The sequence below is a fragment of the Ruegeria sp. HKCCA4633 genome, from assembly GCF_013034605.1.
Classification (GTDB): domain Bacteria; phylum Pseudomonadota; class Alphaproteobacteria; order Rhodobacterales; family Rhodobacteraceae; genus Ruegeria.
The window spans coordinates 59498-81526 of the sequence record NZ_WQGJ01000011.1; the positions used below are offsets into that span (position 1 = coordinate 59498).

A 22029-nucleotide genomic window follows, 5' to 3' on the forward strand; every position below is an offset into this window, starting at 1 on the left:
GCAGCTTTGGCAATGTGACAGATTCGTGATGTTGACACCGCTTAGCACGGGTCTAACGTCCCGCAAAGGCAACGCAGCGGAGAAAGTGAACATGACCCAGATTGACTACTATTTTGCGACAATTTCGCCCTACACCTATCTGGCCGGAAACCGACTGGAAGAGGTTGCGGCGAAACATGATGCGACCATCAACTACAAACCACTGGACATCATGGCCTTGTTTGCGCGCACCGGGGGCACAGCACCAAAAGACCGCCATATCTCGCGCATCGAATACCGCGCGCAGGACTTGCTGCGTCAAGCCAAACGTCTGGGCGTGGAGTTCAACCTGAAACCCGCGCATTGGCCCACCAATATGGCCCCGTCTTCTTATGCAGTGATCGCTGCGGCCAAAGATGGTTCGGGGGATGTCGGCAAGCTGTGCCAACTGATCCTGCGCGCTTGCTGGGCCGAAGAAAAGGACGTGTCACAAGATGATGTGATACGTGAGTGTCTGGCAAATTCCGGGTTTGATCCTGACCTCGCCAATAGCGGTTTGCTGGTTGGGGCAGAGACATATGCCACCAATCTGGAAGAGGCCGTGGACCAGGGGGCCTTTGGTGCCCCATTTTACATCACACCGGACGGTCAGCGGTTCTGGGGTCAGGACAGTCTGGATGATCTGGACAACCATCTAGCCGAGATGAAGGGATGACAGCTTCGGCTGCCTCGGCGCATTCCGTCTTCGTTCGGCGGTTGGGAGAGGGCGCGCGAAAAACGCTCGCCCTCCATTGCACCATTGCGCATTCCGGCGTGTGGTCGGGATTGGCCAAGGCGATGGACGGGAATGCCTCTCTGGTCGCGCCGGATATGTTGTCACACGGGCGTAGCCCGGATTGGGACGGGCAGGGGGACTTCTTTGATCACGTCACCAATAACGCTGCGGCTGAACTGGCGGGGCAGATGGACGTCGTTGGCCATTCCTTTGGGGCGATTATTGCACTGAGACTGGCCTTGGAACATCCCGAGCGCGTGCGCAGTCTGATTCTGATTGAACCCGTCTTTTTTGCCATAGCACACCGGGACGCGCCGGATTTGTTCGATCAGCATGAGAAAGATATTGAGCCGATAAACAGCGCCTTTAATGCGGGCGAAAACGCTCTGGCCGCGCGACTGTTCAACCGGATGTGGAGCACTGGCATCAGCCCGAAATGGCCTGACTTGCCCGAACGGACGCGCGCTAATATGGTGCGTGGGATACATGCAGTTCCAGCCGTGCATTCGGTGCTTTATGAAGATCAAGCCGGGTTACTCAGGGCCGAGATGCTGGAACGTGCCGCTATGCCGACCCTGATCCTAAGCGGATCAGAAACCCATCCTGTAATCCCCGCGATCTGCGCCGGTTTGGTTCACCGCTTGCCCCACGCGCGCCATGCGGTGGTTCAGGGCGCGGGGCACATGCTGCCCATTTCGCACCCTCAAGACACAGCGGCTCTGCTGAAGGCGTTCTGGAAGCCGATCCCTATAGCAAGTTGAGAAACTGATCGATCTGGGACGTTCCAATAGACCAGTCGCACACTAAGCGGCATGCCAGGCTTTCACCATCATCCGCGCCGTCCAGTTCATCCCCCCAGAGGTGATAGACGGCACCGGCGTCATGCAGTTGCTTGTGCTTGGCACGCGAGAAAGAAGCAAAAACCATGTTGGCCTGCGGTTCATGCAGGAATGTCGCCCCCTTGGCGCGCAATCCGTCGGCCAAGTGCGCACAGTTGGCGTTGGCCTTCCGGGCCAGTTTCAGCCAAAGGTCATCTTCGAGATACGCGGCCATCTGTGCGGACAGATAGCGGTGTTTCGAGAACAGATGCGCCCCGCGTTTGCGGCGGAGCTCAAATTCCCACGCTTTGCTCTCGTCAAAAAACACCACCGCTTCGACGCCCATCAACCCGTTCTTGGTGCCGCCAAAGCTGACGGCATCCACGCCTGCTTTCCACGTCATTTCAGCTGGCGAGCAATTCAGCGAAACCAACGCATTGGTAAAGCGCGCACCGTCCAGATGCACAGGCAGGTTGTATTCCTTCGCGACACTGCACAGCGCCTGCAATTCTTCCAAGGAGTATACCGATCCGCGTTCGGTAACTTGAGTGATCGACACTGGCCCGCGTTGCGGTCCATGCACGCCTCGTGTTTCTTCACCCAGGATCGAACCGCGCAATGCTTCGGGCGTCATCTTGTCACCGCCAGGCACAAGGGTCAGCTTGGCGCCGCTGTAAAATTCAGGCGCGTTGCACTCATCCTCGTGGATATGGGCAACCGGAGAGCAAAAGACCGTTTCCCATGGGTTGGACAGTGTCGCAAGAGCCAGAGAGTTCGCCGCTGTCCCGGTTGCCACAAGATACACGGCAGCCCCCGGAGCCTCGAAAATGCTGCGAATGCGGTCTCGCACCTCGTTCATCAGCGCGTCAGCACCATAAGCCATCTGATAGCCTTGGTTGGCCTCGGCCAGTTTGGCCATGACCTGAGGGTGAACCGGCCCGGAATTGTCAGAGGCAAAATACATCAGCTTGGCTCCTCGATAATGTAGTCTTCCCACTCTTCCATGGGGGTTTCGAACTCAGACACCGTGCGCCCCTGAACCGAGACGCCCGCCGCATGAACGCTGTCAGGCGTACCTGATATCAGAGGATGCCAATCGTAAAGAGGCTTACCCTCCCAAAGCAGTCGATAGGCACAGGTTTGCGGCAACCAATAGGCGTGTTCATCTATGTTGTCGGGTGTCATGACAATGCATTCAGGCACAAACTGGTGCCGGATATCGTATTGCGTACAGCGGCAGCTTTCATCGTCCAGCAGTCGGCAGGCGACACATGTCAGTGCGACCTCGCCCGAGTCTTCGTCTTCCAGCTTATTCAGGCAGCACTTGCCGCAGCCGTCACATAACGCTTCCCATTCGCGCTGGTTCATCTTGCGCAGGTGTTTGCGTTCCCAGAACCGGGCGGGCAGGCCGGTGCGTTCGATCGGATCCGTGCTCATAAGGCGGCCAGAATGCCACGGGCTTTTTCGCAATCTGCATCCATCTGGGCAATCAGCCCGTCCAATCCGTCGAATGTAAGTTCAGGACGCAGGAAATCGATCAGGCCGACAGACAGGGTGGCGCCATAAAGATCGCCGGAAAAGTCGAAAAGAAAGGTTTCGATATTGGGCACTTCACCTTGAAACATTGGTCGAACTCCAATCGAGGCCGCACCGTGGTAACTGCCCTGATGCGGGCCATCCAGTACGTCGACCAGAACGGCGTAGACACCAAATTTCGGCAGGTGAAGACCTTCGATGGACATGTTAGCAGTGGGAAACCCCAGCTCGCGCCCACGCTGTTCACCGCCGACAACTTCGCCTTCGATCCTGTGCCAATGACCCAGCATTGCGGCTGCATCACGCGGGCGGCCTTCGCTTAACGCGGTCCGAATTGCAGTTGACGAGACCACATTCTCGGACCGCTCCATCAGTGGGGCGATCGTCACCCCAAACCCCATCTCTTTCCCAAATCGGACCAGATCATCAGCTGAACCGCTGCGGCCTTTGCCAAAGCAGAAATCAGCCCCCACCACCGCATGCGACAGGCCCAGCCCGTCACAAATCACTGTACGCGCGAACTCTTCCGGTGAAAGCCCGGCCAGCGCTGCATTGAAGGGCAGCTCGTAGAGCTTTTCTACACCCAGTTTTTCCAGCCGGTGCGCTCGTGCATTACCGCGCATCAGGCGGAACGGAGGCGAATCCGGCGCAAAGTATTCGCGCGGATGCGGTTCAAAGGTCATGACACCCAGCGGCGCGTCAGGAGCTGCTTGGCGGGCCATTTCGATGACCGACCGATGCCCCACATGTACGCCGTCAAAGTTGCCGATCGCTACGCTGGCGCCGCGATCTTCTGGCTCGACAAACTGGAAATCCCGGATGATGTGCATAAGCGATTGCGTAGCGTCGCGTCGCGATGAGTTCAAGCGGCAGTTTGAATTCTGCAAATGCCTCGGTCTGAATTCCCCCGAACCCAACAAAACGCCCAACAACAACGCCAAAGCATCCACCACATGTCATTATGCACAAAGCCAACTGCTTGATTCAAAAAAATACCTGCGTGTAGACTGAACATCCGGATCTCAGGATGCGCTGCGACCCGGTTCAGGCCCGGCCAGGTTCAATAGAACCCAGCACAGGAGGCAGACCATGTATCGATTGCGACTGCTCGCGATTCGCCATGCCCGCACATTCGAGTGGATTTATAAGTGCGTCGAACGCGGCATGGTCGCGATGGATCCGCTTTTTGCAAAGATCGGCTACAACCGCGTCGAACGCCCCATAGCGCTGGTCGAAAAGGGCGTCAAAACCCTGTTGTTCGACTGCAAGATGTGCGGTCAATGCGTGTTGTCATCGACCGGCATGTCCTGCCCGATGAACTGCCCAAAGCAGTTGCGAAATGGTCCGTGTGGTGGCGTGCGTCCAGGCGAGTTCTGCGAAGTGAAGCCTGACATGAAATGCGTGTGGGCCTTGGCCTGGGACGGTGCCAGCCGCATGCGACACGGGGGCGAAAAGATAAAGGAAGTTCTGCCGCCAGTGGAACACACTTTGAAGGGATCGTCATCGTGGTTGCGGGTCAGCCGCGAGATTGCAGCGCAAGAACGTGAGGCCCGCGATGCCGCGCGTGTAACCCTTGCCGAAGCCTTCCCGGAGGCACGCGAAAACGAACCTTCCTCAGCGCCGCTGGCCACCGAACCGCCCAACGCAATGAACCGGGAACTGAAGAAATGAACGACCCACATCGCAGCGATGTAGAGCCGATCGGCTATGTTCCCGTTCCCGAAGGGTACGTGTCGCACAGCCGGTTAGAGAGGGTTTTGCGTTCGGGCCGTTTTGCCGTAACGGCTGAATTGAACCCGCCAGATAGCGCCGACCCTGAGGATGTGTTTCAAGCGGCTCAGCCTTTGGGTGAGGTCGCGGATGCAATCAACGCAACCGATGCTTCGGGCGCGAATTGCCATATGTCTTCGATTGGGATTTGCGCGTTGTTGACACGCGCTGGCTATTCGCCAGTGTATCAGATTTCTTGCCGAGACCGGAACCGCATTGCCATTCAGGGTGATGTTCTGGGGGCCGCGGCGCTGGGTGTGAGCAATGTCCTATGCTTAACGGGTGACGGCGTTGGCGTTGGGGATCAGCCGGGGGCGAAACCGGTGTTCGACTTTGATTCCCTGACATTGCTGCGAACGATTCGAACGATGCGCGATCAGGGAAAATTCCTCTCGGGCCGAAAAATTACGCGTCCACCCCAGTTGTTCCTGGGGGCTGCAGAAAACCCCTGCATACCGCCCTATGAGTGGCGTCCGGATCGTCTGGCTAAAAAGGTCGAAGCTGGTGCTGAGTACATTCAGACCAATTATATCTACGACATCCCGTTGTTTGAGAAGTTCATGGCACGGGTGCGGGATGCCGGTTTGGACAAGAGAGTTTTTATTATTGCTGGTGTTGGCCCCATTGCCTCGGCTCGTGCTGCACGTTGGATGCGCAGTAATGTGCCCGGGATTCATATCCCTGATCAGGTTATTGATCGAATGGAGAAGGCCGAAAAGCCGGCCGAAGAAGGCAAGAAGATCTGTATCGAATTGATCCAGCAAATTCGTGACATCGCCGGGGTCTCTGGGGTCCATGTGATGGCTTACAGGCGTGAGCACGTAGTGTCAGAGATCATTCTGGAATCTGGTGCCTTGAAAGGGCGCAGGCGTGCGCGTTCGTCCTGAGGGTGCACTCAGAATGCATGAATTGGGACGTAAAAAAGCAAAAAGGCACCCGTCGGGTGCCTTTCCTGACATAGGTTGGTTTGCCGATCAGTCGAACTTGCGCGATGGAGCCAAAACCATGGCCTCTCCGATCAGGACTTTCTTGCCGTCGACCGAGCAATGGCAATCCAGTTTGACCCGGCGCTTGGAAAAATCGATGTCGATCACCTTCACTTCGGCATAAACCATGTCGCCGGGGCGCACGGGTGCCAGAAATTTGAGCGACTGCCCCATGTAGACAGTGCCGTGACCGGGAAGCTGTTCGCCAATCACTGCCGAGATCAGACCCGCCGTCAGCATCCCGTGTGCGATACGGCCTTCAAAGATGGTATCGCGGGCATAATCGTCGTCCAGATGCACAGGATTTCGGTCAGTCGAAACCTGCGCGAACATCTCGATGTCTTCATCCGTCACCACTTTGCGCAGGTGGCGGGACATACCCATTTCGATGTCTTCGATACAGATCGTTCCGCGTGGAAGATTATCCAACATGTTGCCCTCACTCGAGATCGGCCGTGAAAGAAAAAACCATCTTTAGGCCAAGGTTGGCAACTTTATTACTTCGCAGCTGCAGAAAATCAAGTCTTTTCTTACTACCGCAAGCGACCAATTGTGTAGGTCGGATTTATTTTTTCCCTTTTGATATAATCGTTTAAGGATTCGTGATGCGGGTGGTGCGACGTTTTTGTTTCGGCTGCGGCCAGACCGCCTGAGATAAACAGAGAATCAATGCCCTCTCCCATGCCGCCCAGAATATCCGTATGGGGTCCGTCGCCGATCACCAGAATGTCGCCGTCAGGGACATCATGACCCAGTTCTTGCAGCCTGCGACGGGCCAGATCATAGATCGGTGGATGCGGTTTGCCGAAATACAGACTCTCGCCACCCATTTCGGTATACAGCTTCGCCAAAGCACCGGCACACCACTCGCGCACTTCCCCTCTGTCCACAACAATGTCAGGGTTTGCACAGAGCAGTTTCATACCCATCTGCTTGGCGTAAAGAAAATCGGGCCGGTTCACATCAGGATCAGCCATCGGATCGAATGGCCCACAGCAAACAATGCCTTCGGCCTCCTTCAGCGACACGCGTTCGATGTGGATCGGGTGATCCAGCAGCTTTAGAGGTTCGAAAAAGCCTGCATCGCGCTGCCATTCACCCATGAAATACACCTTTTGCCCAACGGCTCCCCGGAACATCGCCGACCGCGCGGAATCCCCGCTGGTCGCAATGGTGTCATAGGCGTCTGAGGGCACGTTGAACTGACCCAATTGCTCTGCCACGCCTGCTCGGGGTTTCGGAGAGTTCGTGACCAGCACAACAACCCCGCCATTTGCGCGATAAGTCTGCAATGCCGCAACAGCTTCGGGATAAGCGGTGATACCGTTGTGAACACAGCCCCAAAGGTCGACAAACAGCGCCTTATAGCGGTCAGAGATCTCGGCAAGCGAGGAAACGATCTGGGTCATGGGGGCCTCTATGAATATGTTCGCGGTTGCGACAGCTATGGCAAAGCTTGGGGTCGAACACCATCCCGCTTTCCATTTTGTGCTGAGGAATTGGAGAATCCTCTATTCGTCTTCGGTCACGTCCGGGGCTTGCTGTACGTTATCTGTTCCCAAAATGACCTGAGCTCCAATGCGGGTCTGATACCGGATGATGGCCAGATAGCCGGGGCCAAGTTCTTCCTGCAATACGTCAACAAGGGATGTTTCACGGAGCCTTTCCGGCAGCAACGCGGCAATAGAAGAGACTTTGAACTGTGCCTCGACAGGAAGATCGACGATCAGCCAAACCTCAGTCTGTTTGCGCTGGGCGTTGACATCAATTCGTATGATTTCCACTGAAATCGGATCGGCCCACTCCCGAATGGCTTCGGCCACCTGTGCCTCGGTCCGTGTCTCCAGATAGCGATTATAGGTGGATTTCCCGAGCTGCAGCACGACGACGACCAAAAAGGCGAGCGCGACGAATACGCTGGCTGTAAAGTTCAGTTTGCGCTTGCCCTTGCTGAAAACCACAGACCGCGCGGCATAAACCAGATAGACCGCACAGGCGGACAGAATGATCGCGCCTAGGTTTGTTGCGAATAGAAGTCCCGCTTCATACGCTTCGGCTGGTTCGCCAAAATACAACAAAATACCTGCTGCCGAGAGCGGCGGAACGAGCGAAACACCAATCGCTGCGCCGGGCAGAAGGCTCAGTTCGGACTTGTTGATCTGCACATAGGCGCCGGCGACACCGGCAGCCAGTGCGACGATCAGATCCTCGGTGCCGGGATCCGTGCGCGCAAGGACCTGATCGGGGATCAGTATCCCTCGTGGGACGTCCGCGACATAGACCATGAACCAGGCCATCAGCACGCAGGCACAAGCCGCCAAGCACACCGTAAGAGCAAGAGCAACGGCACGCTTTAGCCAACCCATGACCATCGCGGCAGCCACCCCCAGGATTGGAGTCATTAGTGGCGCGACAAGCATGGCTGCAATCACGACGGCCCCGGAGTTGCGCAGCAGTCCCATGGTGGCAATCACAACTGACAGGGTCAGCAACATTGCAAAGCGTCGCCAATAAGCGGCTTTGTCCGTACCTTCAAATCGAAGGATGCCTTTGGTCGTACTGAGGCTGCGAATAACGATGGTGTTTGCCTGATCTGGTTTGAGTTTCGTACCCAAGGCCAGACTAACAACCGATTCCGGTCCCGCAAATGGCGAATGTAAAAGAAAAAGGCGCCCGAACGGACGCCTTTCGTCTGGGTTGCGCGCAGATCAGACCTTGAGGTTTGGAATGATCTGCTTTTTCCGGCTCATGATGCCCGGCAGGACAACGGCATCCCCGTCGACGGCTGCGCCAAAGCTTTTCTCGGCAACGGATTTGACCAGATCGTTGGGCACCAGCAGCGTGGCTTCTTCATTCAGGATATCAACCACGAACAACAGAACCTGATCGACGCCGTCTTCTGCGGCCACGTCCACCATCGACGTCGCCAGGCTGGCCTTGCGGTCCAGAACGACGCCGGGGGCAGTGGTTTCCAGAACCGAGACGCGGAACTTGGTGCCGTCCACTTCGTATTCCTTGCTGTCCATGCGGATCAGCTCTGCGTCTGAGAAGGACGAGACGTCAGACTTTGCGGCGAACATGTCGGCTGCATAGGCCGATATATCCAGTTCCAGCTCAGCGGCCAGCTTTTCCGCCACCGCGCGGTCATGCGCTGTGGTAGTGGGCGAGCGGAATTCCAGCGTGTCCGACAGGATGCAGGTCAGGGCGGCACCTTTGATGGCGTCGGGCATTTTGGCAGCATCGTCACCCATCAGGTCGACCATGATGGTTGCAGTGCAGGCCAGCGGGCGTACGGTGATGTCAATCGGAACTTTGGTTTCCAGACCGCCGACCAGTTTGTGGTGGTCGATGATCGCGCGGATATCTGCGTCGTTGATGCTGGCAGGCAGTTCCGCCGGGTTGTTGGTGTCGACGATGACCACCGGGGTGTCTGCAGTTACATCTTCGATGATGCGTGGTTTGGGCAGGTCCCAGTTCTCCAGCATAAAGGCTGCCTCAGTGTTGGGCTCACCCAGCAGCACCGGCTCGGTCTGTTCACCCTTAATCTCGTTCAGGTACCACGACCACAGGATCGGCGAGCCTGTGGAGTCAGTATCAGGGGATTTGTGGCCAAATACGAGTGTTGTCATGTCAGCGTCCTGCGGAATGAAAATTTGCGGGCCTTATAGGTCGGGCAAACCCGGTTGTCACGCCGCAGTACACTGTCTGCGACGCTTAGTCTGCAATATGCCTACCTGCTCAGAATTCCGCCCGCTTCAGAGTGTACCCAGACTGCTCTAACTGGTTCAGCAGGCCGTGGTCATCGCTGAAGTGACCAGCCCCAACCGCAATGACAGCTATCTGATCCTGGATTTCGAGAATTTGTGCCATCCAATTGGCATTTCGTTCGATCAAGAGCTGCTGTTCGAAGTCTGCCCACTCGGCCTCGAACTCTGCGGCAGACAGGCCCGACAGCTCTTGCCCCAGAATACGGCCAAGGACAAAAACCTCGGCGTGTTTTTCATCAAAGTATGAGCTGGCCATGGTGGCGATCTGGTCTTCGGTGTTTTGAAAGGTTCCGGCCATCCGCGCGAGCGATTGCGCCTGTTCTTCGATCGGGTAAGCGTCGAACATGGCCATAAGGTCTTCGACACTTTCCAATGAATATTGCGGGATACCGTGGTCCGTAGCCAACTTCGCCAGACGTGCGTCCAGCCCATTGGTTCCGTCAGGGTTCTGAACAATGCAGGTCGGCAGAGCCAAAGTCATACTCAGAAACCAGGGGCGCATCTTGGCGCCCATCCAACTGGGAATCCCGCGTTCGGCCATCGCCGCAGTAAGAGTGTTCCAGTCTTTTTCTGGGATCAGATCGACAAGTGTGGGGCCCGAAGTTATCAGGACCGGGCTTGGGTCAGCGGCCAGTTTCTTTTCCCAAGCTTCCATCTCATCCTGTCGGATTTCAAAATAAAACGCGTCGGCCTGAATTAGCTTGGGCGTCAGGCGCTCGACGATCGCATCCATCTGCGGGTAATTCAGGTGCATTGTGCCCACGAGGTGCAGAACGGCGTCATCTTTGGTCGCAACCCAATGATTGCCTTCTGGATACAGAATACCTGCCAGTTCGTCTTGCGCCTTGGCTTGAACCTCAGGCGACAAGTCCCCTCTCAGGTCGCGCCCTTCGCAGCCTGCCTGCGCCACGGCAGGTAACAAAAGGCCAACGATGAAAAAAAGCAGGCGCATAGGTGGAATTCCTTTGAAATCAGTGTTTCGGAAACAGTGTACCGGTGGGCGGGATGTTTCAAGTTCCATCGCATCGGCTGAGGTATGGGCTGGCATTCCACGGCAGTTTGCGTAGCATAAACCCATGACCCGTGAACAGGACCTCTATCCTCCGATCAAAGCGCTGTTGGAGCGTCAGGGATATACCGTCAAGGGCGAGGTCGGGGCGGCTGATGTCGTTGCGGTGCGCGAGGGTGAAGATCCCGTTATTGTCGAACTTAAACTACGGTTCACGCTGTCGCTGTTCCACCAGGCTATTACACGGCTGAAACTGACCGATCAGGTCTATATCGCGGTCAGCAAGCCCACGGGTCGAAGCGCGCGACGGGCGCTTAAAGATAATCTGGCGCTGTGCCGTCGCTTGGGCCTGGGTCTTATCACAGTACGGGCTGATGAAACGGTCGAAGTGCAATGCGATCCCGGCCCCTATGCGCCGCGAAAGAACAAATCCAAAGCCACACGGCTGCTGCGGGAATTCGACCGGCTGGAAGGGGACCCGAACGCGGGCGGGGCCACGCGGCATGGGATTGTGACTGCCTATCGGCAGGATGCCCTGAAATGTGCGGCCTATTTGGCCGAATATGGACCTACAAAGGGGGCAGAGGTTGCCAAATCGGTTGGTGTGTCGGTGGCCACGCGGCTCATGCGCGAAAACCACTACGGGTGGTTCGAGAAGGTTGAAAAAGGTGTCTACGGGCTTACGGCTCAGGGGTCTGAAGGATTGAAGCACTGGGCCTACAGCTGGGAACAGACAAACTGATCCGAGCTGCGAAAAAATCCCTCACAACTTGTTGACTCGGGGTTTTAGACTCCCTAGCTATGCGTCGTTATCACTCACACACTCCGAGTGCTAACGCCTCGCCTGAGGGCGAGGGGAGGATAGATAAACTTTGAGCCCAAGGAGCTACAAAGATGGCATTGAAACCGCTTCATGACCGTGTGCTGGTTCGCCGTACCGAAAGCGAAGAGAAAACCGCAGGCGGCCTGATCATTCCTGACAGCGCAAAAGAAAAGCCCAGCGAAGGCGAAGTTGTCGCAACCGGCGAAGGCGCGCGCAAGGACAGCGGCGAACTGATCGCGATGGCGGTCAAAGCTGGCGACAAGATCCTGTTCGGCAAATGGTCGGGCACCGAGGTTCAGGTCGACGGCGAAGAACTGCTGATGATGAAAGAAAGCGACATCATGGGGATCATCGAGTAAGCGACAAGCTTCCTCTGATCTTCATTACAAACTTATTTCTCAAGGAGAAACGACATGGCTGCAAAGGACGTCAAATTCGACACCGATGCCCGTAACCGCATGCTGGCAGGCGTAAACATCCTGGCCGATGCTGTTAAAGTGACCCTCGGCCCCAAAGGCCGCAACGTGGTTCTGGACAAATCCTTCGGCGCGCCGCGCATCACCAAAGACGGTGTTTCGGTTGCCAAGGAAATCGAACTGGAAGACAAGTTCGAAAACATGGGTGCGCAGATGGTGAAAGAAGTCGCCAGCCGCACCAACGACGAAGCCGGTGACGGCACCACCACCGCAACCGTTCTGGCGCAGGCAATCGTTCGAGAAGGTCTGAAGCAGGTTGCAGCGGGCCTGAACCCGATGGACCTGAAGCGCGGCATCGACCTGGCAACTGCCAAGGTTGTTGAAGGCATCAAGTCGGCTTCGCGTGAAGTCAAAGACTCAGCCGAAGTTGCTCAGGTTGGCACCATCTCGGCCAACGGCGAAGCCGAGATTGGCCAGCAGATCGCAGATGCGATGCAGAAGGTTGGCAACGAAGGCGTTATCACCGTCGAAGAAAACAAAGGTCTGGAAACCGAGACCGATGTTGTCGAAGGTATGCAGTTCGACCGTGGCTACCTGTCGCCTTACTTCGTCACCAACGCAGACAAGATGATTGCAGAACTCGATGACTGCATGATCCTGCTGCACGAAAAGAAACTGTCTTCGCTGCAGCCGATGGTTCCGCTGCTCGAGCAGGTGATCCAGTCGCAGAAGCCGCTGCTGATCATCGCGGAAGACGTTGAAGGCGAAGCGCTGGCAACTCTGGTTGTCAACAAACTGCGCGGCGGCCTGAAAATTGCTGCTGTCAAAGCACCGGGCTTCGGCGATCGCCGCAAGGCCATGCTGCAGGACATCGCGATCCTGACCGGCGGTCAGGTCATCAGCGAAGATCTGGGCATGAAGCTCGAGTCCGTTACCATGGACATGCTGGGCACCGCGAAGAAGATCGAAATCACCAAAGACGAAACTACCATCGTCGACGGTGCTGGCGAGAAAGCCGAGATCGAAGCCCGCGTTGGCCAGATCCGTACTCAGATCGAAGAAACTTCGTCGGATTACGACCGTGAGAAGCTGCAAGAGCGCGTTGCCAAACTGGCAGGCGGTGTTGCTGTTATCCGCGTCGGCGGCATGACCGAGGTTGAAGTGAAAGAGCGTAAGGACCGTGTGGACGACGCTCTGAACGCGACCCGTGCTGCTGTGCAGGAAGGCGTTGTTGTAGGCGGTGGTGTTGCTCTGGTTCAGGCCGGTAAAGCACTGGAATCGCTGGAAGGCGGAAACGCTGATCAGAGCGCGGGCATCAACATCGTTCGCAAAGCGATCGAAGCTCCGCTGCGCCAGATCGCCGAGAACGCAGGTGTTGACGGTGCGGTTGTTGCAGGCAAAGTCCGTGAATCTTCGGATGCAGCATTCGGCTTCAACGCGCAGACCGAAGAATATGGCGACATGTTCTCGTTCGGTGTCATCGACCCGGCCAAAGTTGTTCGTACCGCTCTGGAAGATGCGGCATCGGTTGCTGGCCTGCTGGTCACCACCGAAGCTATGGTTGCTGACAAGCCTCAGAAAGACGCACCTGCTGCAGGCGGCATGCCCGACATGGGCGGCATGGGCGGCATGATGTAAGCTGCTTAAGCCATAGCGCTTGTTTTTGGGGTCGCCTTCGGGCGGCCCCGTTTTTTTGCCGACAGCCGCTTTGCGGCTATGCCTCTGGCCGGAGTATTTGCAAAAACATGAAGATCGGGCCGCATGTCCAAGGATTGTGAGTGTCCATATAGCTTGCAACCGGATATGCGGGTTCCATGCGACTTATTTTTCTGACTGCCCTGACCATGTGCGCCTTTGCAGCGAATTCCATTCTGAACAGGATGGCAATCGACAGTGGTGCCAGTGATCCAGCCGGGTTTGCGATTGTGCGGGTGCTTGCGGGGGCGCTGGTCTTGACTGCGCTGGTGTTGGCGCGCGGCGGAGATGTGCCTTTGCGCAACCGCCGGCGGCTCATTGGTGCGGGGTCGCTCTCGGTGTATATGATAGGGTTTTCCATTGCCTATCTGACACTTGATGCAGGGCTGGGGGCTTTGGTGCTGTTTGCAGTTGTGCAGATCACAATGTTTGCGTTTACCGCTGCCTCGGGAACGCTTCCCACCCGTCAGCAACTGGCAGGGGCGGCCATCGCTTTAGGGGGGCTGGCCTGTGTGCTTTGGCCTTCGGGAACCGTGCGGGTTGATCCGGTGGGCACTGCTTTGATGGTCGCGGCCGGTATCGGCTGGGCCGCTTACTCCTTGGCCGGGCGATCCGAGCCTGACGCCCTGCAGGGCACGGCTGCGAATTTCGTCATCGCCTTGCCTGTCACCACTTTGGCCCTGCTGGTCACGGGGGCAGAATGGCAGATGACTGGATTGGGCTATCTGCTGGCGGCTGTCTCGGGGTGCATCACGTCTGGTTTGGGATATGCCCTATGGTATCGCGTGCTACCAAACCTTGCGCCAACAGTTGCGGCGGTTGTTCAACTCAGCGTGCCTGTCATTGCGATCCTGGGAGGTGTTGTGCTTTTGGGCGAAAGTGCAAACGCCCGACTGATCGTTGGTGCCTCGCTGGTTCTGGGCGGTATCGCGCTGGCTGTGCTGCGACGTCAACAGAGCTAGGGCTTTCATCATCGGCTCATAGGCTTTATCTGGCGGACATGAGACTTCTGACCGCTTTACTTTTATGCCTTTTCCCGTTTTCCGTCAGCGCGAAATGCGTGGTCCTACTGCACGGACTTGCCCGGACCGAAGCCTCGTTTGTGGTGATGGAGGAGTTGTTCGAGGCACACGGCTACACCGTTGTGCGCCCCGGATACCCCTCGACCGAGATTGGCATTCCGGAATTGGCTGAACAGACTCTGCCGGGTGCTTTTGCCTCGTGCGGGGAGGACAAGGTCAATGTCGTGGCGCACTCCATGGGCGGCATCCTGCTGCGGTATTGGCTAAAGGATCATCATCCCGCCAACATGGGTCGCGCCGTCATGCTCGGCCCGCCGAACCAGGGCAGTCAGCTGGTCGACGAGCTCAGCGCGTGGGAGGTATTCGGATATCTGAACGGTCCAGCCGGTCTGCAGTTGAGTACAGGCCCTGAAGGTATTCCGCGCCGTCTGCCTCCGGTAGATTTCGAGCTGGGGGTCATTGCGGGGGATGAGTCCCTCAACCTGGTTTTTTCCTCGCTGATCGACGGGCCCGATGATGGCAAGGTTTCGGTTGAAAGCACCAAGGTGGAGGGTATGGCCGATCATCTGGTCCTGCCCGTCACCCATACCTTCATGATGAACAACCCTCAGGTCATGGCGCAGGCGCTACATTTTATCGAATTCGGCCGGTTCGATCCGCAGATCACTTGGCTCGATGGTGTGATGGACATAATTGACGAGATCTGCATTGGGCAGGACTGCCAAGACCCGGATTCGGAGTCCACACGATGACCGCATTGGAGCTGACTTTAACCGGCGCAGATGTTCTGTTGCCGGGCCAGGGCGTGTCTCGCGCTGACCTGACCATTGCTGACGGTGTGGTGCAGGTGGAACCGGCCGGACGCAGTGTTGATCTGTCCGGCTATCTTGTCTTGCCTGGCATCATCGACCTGCATGGGGACGGTTTCGAACGCCATATCGCCCCGCGTCGCGGTGCGATGAAGCAGATGAATGAAGGTATTCTGTCGGTCGAAGCCGAGCTTGCGGCAAACGGCATCACCACCGCAGTGCTGGCTCAATTCTACAGCTGGGAAGGCGGTGTGCGAGGTCCGGACTTTGCCGCGCAGGTGTTTAAGGCCATTTCCGCCGTGAAAGACAGTACAGTCACCGATCTGATCCCGCAATTGCGGTTCGAAACCAATATGCTTGACGACTATGCGGGCCTTGCCGGTCGCATCGCCGAATGGCAGGTGCCTTATGTGGTGTTCAATGATCACCTGCCGCATGATCGATTGGCGCAGGGCAAGAAGCCGCCGCGACTAACGGGGCAGGCGTTGAAGGCTGGGCGCAATCCGGATGCACATTTTGAAATGTTGCTCAACATGCACGCCCGCAGGAACGAAGTGCCCGCTGCGGTCGAAGCACTGAGTGCTGACCTTATAGATATGGGGATACGTCTGGGCAGCCATGATGACGCAACCGCTGAAGCAAGGGCATGGTGGCGCGCCCGAGGCGTCGGCATTGCCGAGTTCCCGGAAACGCTGGAGGCTGCCGAGGCAGCGCGTTCTGCCGGGGATCACATCATCCTTGGTTCACCCAACGTGGTGCGGGGTGGATCGCATAAAGGAAACGCCAGTGCGGTTGAGTTGATCGCTATGGGGCTCTGCGATGCGTTGGCGTCGGACTACCACTACCCCAGCCCGCGCCGGGCGGCGCTGATGCTGGCCAATACCGGCCTGCTTGATTTCGAAGGCGCTTGGAACCGGATTTCTTGTGGGCCCGCAAAAGTGCTGAATCTGACAGACCGGGGCACACTTGCCCCCGGAAAACGCGCCGATTTGGTCATTCTCGATGCAGCCACCCACCGGGTCGCAGCGACCATGGCAGGTGGGCGTGTCAGCCATATGTCAGGGGACATTGCGGCACGCTTTTTGAACGGAACGAGGCCGTAAATAAAGTACTGCTTTATCGCTTGATCCTGTTGAAATGCCCCATCTTGCGTCCTGCTTTGACCTCGGCTTTGCCGTATAGATGAAGCGCGACATCCCGTTCACGGGCCAATTCGGGCACACGATCCATGTCGTTGCCGATCAGATTCTCCATCACCACATCCGAATGGCGCTGCCCGTCGCCCAAAGGCCAGCCTGCCACGGCGCGAATATGCTGCTCGAACTGATCAACAGCACAGCCGTTCTGCGTCCAGTGGCCCGAGTTGTGCACGCGCGGTGCAATCTCGTTCACTATCAAACCAGCGGGCGTGACGAACAGTTCTACCCCCATGACACCCACATACTCCAACGCATTCAGGATGTTGGCCGCCAGCAGGATTGCATCTGTGCGCTGGGCAGGGGACAGGCGGGCAGGGATCGTGGTGGTGTGCAGGATACCGTCGCGATGTACGTTTTCGCCCGGATCGAAACAGGCCACCTGGCCGTCCAACCCTCGTGCTGCAATGATCGACACCTCGTGTGAGAAGTCCACGAACCCTTCCAGAATAGCAGGCGCGCCCGCCATGTCGGCCAAAGCAGCCTCGGCGTCCTCGGGGCTGCGCAACCGCGCCTGCCCCCTTCCGTCATAGCCAAAGCGGCGGGTTTTCAGGATGGCCGGTGTCCCGATTTCTTCGATTGCCGTACTCAGGCTGTCCAGATTGGAAACATCCGCAAACGGGGCCGTTTTCAGGCCCAGGTCTTGCAGGAAATTCTTCTCGGTCAAACGATCCTGGCTGACCCGCAGCGCTTCGCGCCCCGGGCGGATCGGGCGGTGGGCTTCCAGAATGTCCAGCGCCTCGGTCGGGATGTTTTCGAACTCATAGGTGATCACATCCACCGCGTCGGCAAATGCTTTCAAGGCATCGATGTCGTCATAAGCTGCCGTCGTGACACGATCCGCGACTTGCCCGGCGGGTGGGTTTTTGCCCGGTTCATAGATATGTGTGACAAAGCCCAGCCTTGACGCCGCCACTGACAGCATCCGGCCCAGTTGACCGCCCCCCAGAATTCCGATCACCGCGCCTTGGGCAAGCATTTCTGCCATCTTCAACTCTCCAAACGTTTGCCAATTGCACTCAACGCCGAATGCAGCGCGTCATGCGCGCCCTGATCCTTCAGGGTTTCTGTCATCTGCAAGCTCAATGTGCCTTCTGTCGCCAGAGCGTCACGCTCTTGCGCTAGCCGACCTGCGTTGCCTTTTTCCATCGTTGCCAGGAAGCCCGACATCAACTGGGTCGTATAGAACTCGGCCTTATCGGCTTCACCAGTTACATCGCCTAGCCACTTGGCACCAGTGGCCATCAGATCCAAAATGCCGGGAACCATAGCGCAAATTGCGAAATGTGCGTTCAGCGCGGATTCGTCCGCAACCTTGACCACAGGGTTCTCGGGCTCAAAAAGGTCGGCCAACAACCGATCGTTGCCAAAAGCAGCCATTGGGCAGCCTCCGGTTTCCAGAAAGCCCAGAGGAATGGTCTGCACGAAATCTGCCGCCGGTGCGCAAAGCCGAGCAAGTTGCTCAGCGGAAACCGCAGCCATGACTGAAACGATCTGCTGGTCCGCGCGAAAGGTTAGAGGGGTCAGAACCTCAGCCGCGATATGCGGGCGCAGGCACAGGAACACGATGTCCGAGGCGTCGAGCACTGCCTGGGGTTCAGCAATCGTCACGCCCAACTCGGCCTTCAAAGCGGCTGATACTTCGGTATTGCGCTCAGTCACGCAAATGTCGTGCCCTTTGGCAGCCATCAGCCGCGCGATTGGGGCTGCGATATGGCCCGTGCCGATAAGACCGATGCGGCTCATCCCTGCGGTTCCTCAGGGATTGAAGCCGACAACGCCTCGCGCCAGCTGTCCAGCCGTTCTGCCAAAGCCTCGTCTTGCAGAGCCAGAATGCCGGCTGCCATCAAACCGGCGTTGGCTCCTCCAGCGGACCCGATTGCCATGGTCGCAACGGGAAAACCCTTGGGCATTTGCACGATGGAATACAGCGAATCCACGCCTGACAGGGCACGTGTCTGTACGGGAACTCCAATCACAGGCACCCGCGTTTTCGATGCCATCATGCCGGGCAGGTGCGCAGCGCCGCCAGCGCCCGCGATGATCACGTGCAATCCACGCGATACGGCGGTCCTGCCGTACTCCCACAGCCGGTCTGGAGTGCGATGGGCTGATACGATGCGCGCTTCGTAAGCGACGCCGAGTTCATCCAGAATATTTGCGGCTTCCTTCATCGTGGGCCAATCCGACTGGCTGCCCATGATGATCCCCACTTTCACATCGCTCATCCGATTAGTCCCCGCGCTCAGAAAGAGCGCGCACTATAGCCAAATCCGGTTCTCTGGCAATGCGATACAGGGCGTTCAGGCAATGATATCGGGGGTCAGGCGGTCTTCGATGATGCGGATGATGTCTTTCAGACGCAGTTTCTCTTTTTTCAGCCGTCGTAACGTCAACTGATCCGCAGTTCCCCGGTCATGCAGCGCTTCAATCGCTTCGTCCAGATCGCGGTGCTGACGGCGGAAAACTTCCAGCTCAACCCGCAGAACTTCATCAGTTTTCATGGAAAGGTCAGTGGGCGCGTTCATTGGCGACTCGGGGTTGTTGTGGTGCTTGCCCAACAAGATAGTGTGTCAGACGTTATCGCGCCAGACCTTGTGGACATCCTGGTTTCTTCCCATATTCTATTACAGGCGGTTGCCGGAAAGGGGCCGCACACCACGTCGCTTTGACAATAAAGGACGAAAATACGTGTCGAAACTTACTCTTGGCTCATACCCGCATCTTTTGGGGTTCGAGCAACTGGAACGCCTTCTGGAACGGTCTGCAAAGGCTGGCAACGAAGGATACCCGCCCTATAATATCGAACAAACCTCGGACTTTTCCTATCGCATCACTCTTGCGGTTGCTGGGTTCGCCGAAGAGGATCTGTCGATCACCATCGAGGATCGCCAACTGGTGATCCGGGGCCGTCAACGCGACGACAGCGAGGGGCGTATCTTCCTGCACCGCGGCATTGCGGCGCGCCAGTTTCAGCGCATGTTTGTGTTGGCTGACGGTGTCGAAGTGGGCGAAGCGATCATGGAAAACGGTCTGCTGCATGTGGATCTGACCCGCGCCGTGCCGGAAACCGTGGTTCAGACCATCAACATACGGAAGGGGTAAGAGCAATGAATACACCGATTGAAATCAACACCGAAGGCGACCGTATCGTTTATGTCAAAACGGTCGAGGTTGCCGATCTGCCGCGTGATTTGCGCGATCAGGCAGGGGATCTGGATCAGCTTTACGCTGTGCATGATTCCGATGGGCAGCAATTGGCGCTTGTGGCCGACCGCAAGCTGGCCTTTGTCTTGGCCCGTCAACACGACCTGTCCCCGGTGGCCGTTCACTGAACGGCCCCAACGCCTGATTTGGGCGTGACATTCCCAGCGACACGCGCGACACATAGGCACCGGCGAAATCCGCCGGAACGTGTTGTCAGGAATTTATCGCATGAGCTGGTTCGAATTCGATTGGGTCGACGCCTTCAGTGATCGCGCCTTTGGAGGCAACGGATGCGCCGTGGTCCATGGCGGCGCGCATCTTTCTGAACATGTTTGCATGGCATACGTGCGCGAAACCTCTCTGGTCGAGTGCACGTTTACCGGGCCATCTGACGTGGCCGATATCCGTGTGCGGTATTTTCTGGCCAGCCGGGAAATCCCCTTTGCGGGGCACCCCACCATCGCAACCGTCGCTGCCATGCGGTCTCGTGGGATGATCGAGGGCGATAGCCTGACATTGGAAACCGGTGCAGGGATCGTTTCCATCCGGCTGCAAGGTGCGCAGATTGAGATGACACAGGTCGCCCCGCAGTTCGGCCCGCATGTGCCTGCTGATCTGGTGGCCTCTGCCGTAAATCTGCCTGCCGATGCCATTATTTCTCCGCCGCAGCTGGTGTCGACCGGATTGCCTTTTTGCATCACCGTCCTGCGCGACCATAAGGCATTGCGCGCGGCTCAACTGGTTGAAGGTCCCTTGAGAAAAGTGGCTGAGGCCGCTGGGTTTTCAGGCTCGGACATGGCTGAACCCTTCTTGGTCACGCTCGATGGAGCCACCGATGCGGGGGATACATTCTCGCGCCTTTTGCTGGCCCCTCCAAGCCCACCCGAAGACCCGTTTACCGGGTCCGCAACCGGTGCCATGGCGGCTTACTTGTGGAAATACGGACTAATGGCCAAAGACAGTTTCGTCGCGGAGCAGGGGCACGACATGGGCCGCCCTGGCCAAGCCCGCGTTACTCGCGTCGGCCCGGCGGATGCGATGACCGGGATAAGGGTCGCTGGTCAGGGACATATCCTGATGCGCGGGCAGGTCGATCTGCCGGCAGATGCGCAATAAATGAACAAGCGTTAATCGACACCTGTCCGGAACCCCGTTTCCTTGCACAGCAAGCTACATCCATCCCAGCCGCAGGATCGGAGCGGCCTGTGCGTCAATTCCATGTCGATCACATAGCCTGTCCAGATATGACCCCGATGCAGGCAACCCGGCCATCCTGTTGGCTATCAGTTTTTTCTGATGTCCATAAATATGAACCGAATGAACGGCTTCCGTTTCGATGTCGTTTGGTGTGATGCGTGGATCGTGCAGTTTCCATAATTCCTCAGGGGCAAGAGGATACAGAGAGTCAGCCCCCATCGCGTTACGGTCTTCGCCGGTCTGGCGCAGGAAATGCGTAAAGGCTTTGGGCCCTGAACTGCCCCAGGGCAGAGTTTCGATGCCCCAGCTTTCACCCTTTGCAATCCTTTCCCGGCTGCGCCGTCTGACATGTCGTCCGCGCCAGGGTTGGGTAGGGTTCGCTGACATTACGAAATCCAGCATCAACGCAAGTGTCTGCGCGGTCTTCGGTAGGCGCAGAACTCCGGTAGGGAAGTCACAAGCTTTGGAATGCGCAAACACCCAATCGGACCGAAAGTCGAAGGCTTTTACACAATAGGCGTCAAGATCGACCCAGATGGCCTTGCTTTTTCGCATCAGGTGCAATCGAAAGATATCAGAGAACACGGCCACGCCCTGCCGGTCATCTGGGTGCAATGAATAGGACGGAGGCCAGAAAATTTCGCTGGCAGGGCGCGTTTGAGCACCTGCGGGGACGCCCTGCACCTCGTTGGGCAGATACAGAATAAACGCGTGCCCCCGATCCAGAAATGACTGTATGCACAGCTGCTCGAGCCAGCTCAGATCGGATCCGAACCAGAAACTGGAAATGATGGGCAAGCTGCGTGGCATGTCTGAAATTCACCCTGTTTCTGTGTGCACCGCACCAATCCGGCCAGCGCTTGTCAATCGGGCAAACAAAAACGGCCCCCGAAAACCGGAGGCCGAAAAATCTTTGTTTGTTGGCATCAGCTTGCGGCAATCAGGCCCATGCTTTCCAGTTTCAACAGAACCTGATGAGCGCAGTTGTCGACTTCGACATTTTCGGTTTCGACGCTCAGTTCAG

26 protein-coding genes are annotated in these 22029 nt (G+C 57.2%); 13 read left to right on the forward strand and 13 right to left on the reverse strand.

All coding sequences use genetic code 11. From position 1 onward, the window contains the following. Positions 1-91 precede the first annotated feature (91 nt). Complete coding sequence (locus GOV85_RS19580; RefSeq protein ID WP_171181367.1) at positions 92-694, forward strand: 2-hydroxychromene-2-carboxylate isomerase; 603 nt, start codon at positions 92-94, stop codon at positions 692-694. Next, positions 691-1515, forward strand: coding sequence for an alpha/beta fold hydrolase (locus tag GOV85_RS19585; protein ID WP_171181369.1), 825 nt, complete (start codon positions 691-693; stop codon positions 1513-1515). The genes GOV85_RS19580 and GOV85_RS19585 overlap by 4 nt, the downstream gene beginning before the upstream one ends. Here GOV85_RS19585 and GOV85_RS19590 read toward each other — a convergent pair. From GOV85_RS19590 to GOV85_RS19600, 3 genes are read right to left on the reverse strand one after another with little or no spacing between them, the layout of a single operon-like run. After that, a complete protein-coding gene (locus GOV85_RS19590) occupies positions 1502-2536 on the reverse strand; it encodes a low specificity L-threonine aldolase (protein WP_171181371.1) in 1035 nt (344 codons plus the stop codon). The genes GOV85_RS19585 and GOV85_RS19590 overlap by 14 nt on opposite strands. After that, positions 2536-3009 carry a YcgN family cysteine cluster protein gene (locus tag GOV85_RS19595; RefSeq protein ID WP_171181373.1) on the reverse strand — a complete coding sequence of 158 codons (474 nt, stop codon included), beginning with the start codon at positions 3007-3009 and terminating at the stop codon, positions 2536-2538. Before GOV85_RS19595 ends, GOV85_RS19590 begins: the two co-directional genes overlap by 1 nt. Then, positions 3006-3938, reverse strand: coding sequence for a bifunctional riboflavin kinase/FAD synthetase (locus tag GOV85_RS19600; RefSeq protein WP_171181414.1), 933 nt, complete (start codon positions 3936-3938; stop codon positions 3006-3008). Before GOV85_RS19600 ends, GOV85_RS19595 begins: the two co-directional genes overlap by 4 nt. A gap of 259 nt (positions 3939-4197) precedes the next feature. Here GOV85_RS19600 and GOV85_RS19605 point away from each other — a divergent pair, with 259 nt between their 5' ends. Both GOV85_RS19605 and GOV85_RS19610 read left to right on the forward strand, forming a co-directional pair. After that, entirely contained in the window at positions 4198-4779 is a 582-nt protein-coding gene (locus GOV85_RS19605; RefSeq protein WP_171181375.1) for a methylenetetrahydrofolate reductase C-terminal domain-containing protein, read from the forward strand. Continuing rightward, complete coding sequence (locus GOV85_RS19610) at positions 4776-5765, forward strand: methylenetetrahydrofolate reductase (protein ID WP_171181377.1); 990 nt, start codon at positions 4776-4778, stop codon at positions 5763-5765. Before GOV85_RS19605 ends, GOV85_RS19610 begins: the two co-directional genes overlap by 4 nt. 87 nt (positions 5766-5852) lie before the next feature. Here GOV85_RS19610 and GOV85_RS19615 read toward each other — a convergent pair whose 3' ends face one another. From GOV85_RS19615 to GOV85_RS19635, 5 genes are all read right to left on the reverse strand, one after another. Then, positions 5853-6296 (reverse strand): MaoC family dehydratase, encoded by a 444-nt coding sequence (locus GOV85_RS19615; RefSeq protein ID WP_171181379.1) that lies wholly within the window; start codon positions 6294-6296, stop codon positions 5853-5855. A gap of 101 nt (positions 6297-6397) precedes the next feature. Next, positions 6398-7273 carry a TIGR01459 family HAD-type hydrolase gene (locus tag GOV85_RS19620; RefSeq protein WP_171181381.1) on the reverse strand — a complete coding sequence of 292 codons (876 nt, stop codon included), beginning with the start codon at positions 7271-7273 and terminating at the stop codon, positions 6398-6400. A 102-nt stretch (positions 7274-7375) separates the two neighbouring features. Beyond that, positions 7376-8479: a DUF389 domain-containing protein gene (locus tag GOV85_RS19625; RefSeq protein WP_171181383.1), complete on the reverse strand. Its 1104-nt coding sequence runs from the start codon at positions 8477-8479 to the stop codon at positions 7376-7378. Positions 8480-8572: 93 nt separating this feature from the next. Then, entirely contained in the window at positions 8573-9493 is a 921-nt protein-coding gene (locus GOV85_RS19630) for a manganese-dependent inorganic pyrophosphatase (RefSeq protein ID WP_171181385.1), read from the reverse strand. 109 nt (positions 9494-9602) lie between these two features. Then, complete coding sequence (locus GOV85_RS19635) at positions 9603-10583, reverse strand: TraB/GumN family protein (protein WP_171181387.1); 981 nt, start codon at positions 10581-10583, stop codon at positions 9603-9605. Positions 10584-10707: 124 nt separating this feature from the next. Between GOV85_RS19635 and GOV85_RS19640 the strand changes: the two genes are divergently transcribed. The 6 genes from GOV85_RS19640 to GOV85_RS19665 all read left to right on the forward strand — a co-directional run bounded on the left by GOV85_RS19640 (position 10708) and on the right by GOV85_RS19665 (position 16508). Next, positions 10708-11382: a DUF2161 domain-containing phosphodiesterase gene (locus GOV85_RS19640; protein ID WP_171181389.1), complete on the forward strand. Its 675-nt coding sequence runs from the start codon at positions 10708-10710 to the stop codon at positions 11380-11382. A gap of 152 nt (positions 11383-11534) precedes the next feature. Next, positions 11535-11822: a co-chaperone GroES gene (gene groES, locus GOV85_RS19645; RefSeq protein WP_170352338.1), complete on the forward strand. Its 288-nt coding sequence runs from the start codon at positions 11535-11537 to the stop codon at positions 11820-11822. Between the two features lie 54 nt (positions 11823-11876). Then, a complete protein-coding gene (groL, locus tag GOV85_RS19650; RefSeq protein WP_171181392.1) occupies positions 11877-13517 on the forward strand; it encodes a chaperonin GroEL in 1641 nt (546 codons plus the stop codon). 176 nt (positions 13518-13693) lie between these two features. Beyond that, positions 13694-14536, forward strand: a complete 843-nt coding sequence (locus GOV85_RS19655) for a DMT family transporter (RefSeq protein WP_171181394.1) — start codon at positions 13694-13696, stop codon at positions 14534-14536. A gap of 38 nt (positions 14537-14574) precedes the next feature. Beyond that, complete coding sequence (locus GOV85_RS19660; RefSeq protein WP_171181396.1) at positions 14575-15348, forward strand: alpha/beta fold hydrolase; 774 nt, start codon at positions 14575-14577, stop codon at positions 15346-15348. After that, entirely contained in the window at positions 15345-16508 is a 1164-nt protein-coding gene (locus GOV85_RS19665; protein ID WP_171181398.1) for an alpha-D-ribose 1-methylphosphonate 5-triphosphate diphosphatase, read from the forward strand. The genes GOV85_RS19660 and GOV85_RS19665 overlap by 4 nt, the downstream gene beginning before the upstream one ends. Before the next feature lie 13 nt (positions 16509-16521). Here GOV85_RS19665 and GOV85_RS19670 read toward each other — a convergent pair whose 3' ends face one another. From GOV85_RS19670 to GOV85_RS19685, 4 genes are all read right to left on the reverse strand, one after another. Then, the gene (locus GOV85_RS19670) at positions 16522-17589 is read right to left on the reverse strand and encodes a 5-(carboxyamino)imidazole ribonucleotide synthase (RefSeq protein WP_171181400.1); all 1068 of its coding nucleotides are present in this window, start codon (positions 17587-17589) and stop codon (positions 16522-16524) included. A gap of 2 nt (positions 17590-17591) precedes the next feature. Continuing rightward, positions 17592-18347 (reverse strand): NAD(P)-binding domain-containing protein, encoded by a 756-nt coding sequence (locus GOV85_RS19675; RefSeq protein WP_171181403.1) that lies wholly within the window; start codon positions 18345-18347, stop codon positions 17592-17594. Continuing rightward, positions 18344-18829, reverse strand: coding sequence for a 5-(carboxyamino)imidazole ribonucleotide mutase (purE, locus tag GOV85_RS19680; RefSeq protein ID WP_171181405.1), 486 nt, complete (start codon positions 18827-18829; stop codon positions 18344-18346). Before purE ends, GOV85_RS19675 begins: the two co-directional genes overlap by 4 nt. A 75-nt stretch (positions 18830-18904) precedes the next feature. Beyond that, the gene (locus GOV85_RS19685) at positions 18905-19129 is read right to left on the reverse strand and encodes a YdcH family protein (RefSeq protein ID WP_050604880.1); all 225 of its coding nucleotides are present in this window, start codon (positions 19127-19129) and stop codon (positions 18905-18907) included. Between the two features lie 163 nt (positions 19130-19292). Between GOV85_RS19685 and GOV85_RS19690 the strand changes: the two genes are divergently transcribed. From GOV85_RS19690 to GOV85_RS19700, 3 genes are all read left to right on the forward strand, one after another. Further along, a complete protein-coding gene (locus tag GOV85_RS19690; protein ID WP_058275530.1) occupies positions 19293-19706 on the forward strand; it encodes an Hsp20 family protein in 414 nt (137 codons plus the stop codon). Between the two features lie 5 nt (positions 19707-19711). Continuing rightward, positions 19712-19936: a DUF1150 family protein gene (locus tag GOV85_RS19695; RefSeq protein ID WP_050604806.1), complete on the forward strand. Its 225-nt coding sequence runs from the start codon at positions 19712-19714 to the stop codon at positions 19934-19936. A gap of 100 nt (positions 19937-20036) precedes the next feature. Next, positions 20037-20924, forward strand: a complete 888-nt coding sequence (locus GOV85_RS19700; RefSeq protein ID WP_171181407.1) for a PhzF family phenazine biosynthesis protein — start codon at positions 20037-20039, stop codon at positions 20922-20924. Positions 20925-20978: 54 nt separating this feature from the next. Here GOV85_RS19700 and GOV85_RS19705 read toward each other — a convergent pair whose 3' ends face one another. Continuing rightward, the gene (locus tag GOV85_RS19705) at positions 20979-21815 is read right to left on the reverse strand and encodes a hypothetical protein (RefSeq protein WP_171181409.1); all 837 of its coding nucleotides are present in this window, start codon (positions 21813-21815) and stop codon (positions 20979-20981) included. Between the last annotated feature and the right edge of the window lie 214 nt (positions 21816-22029).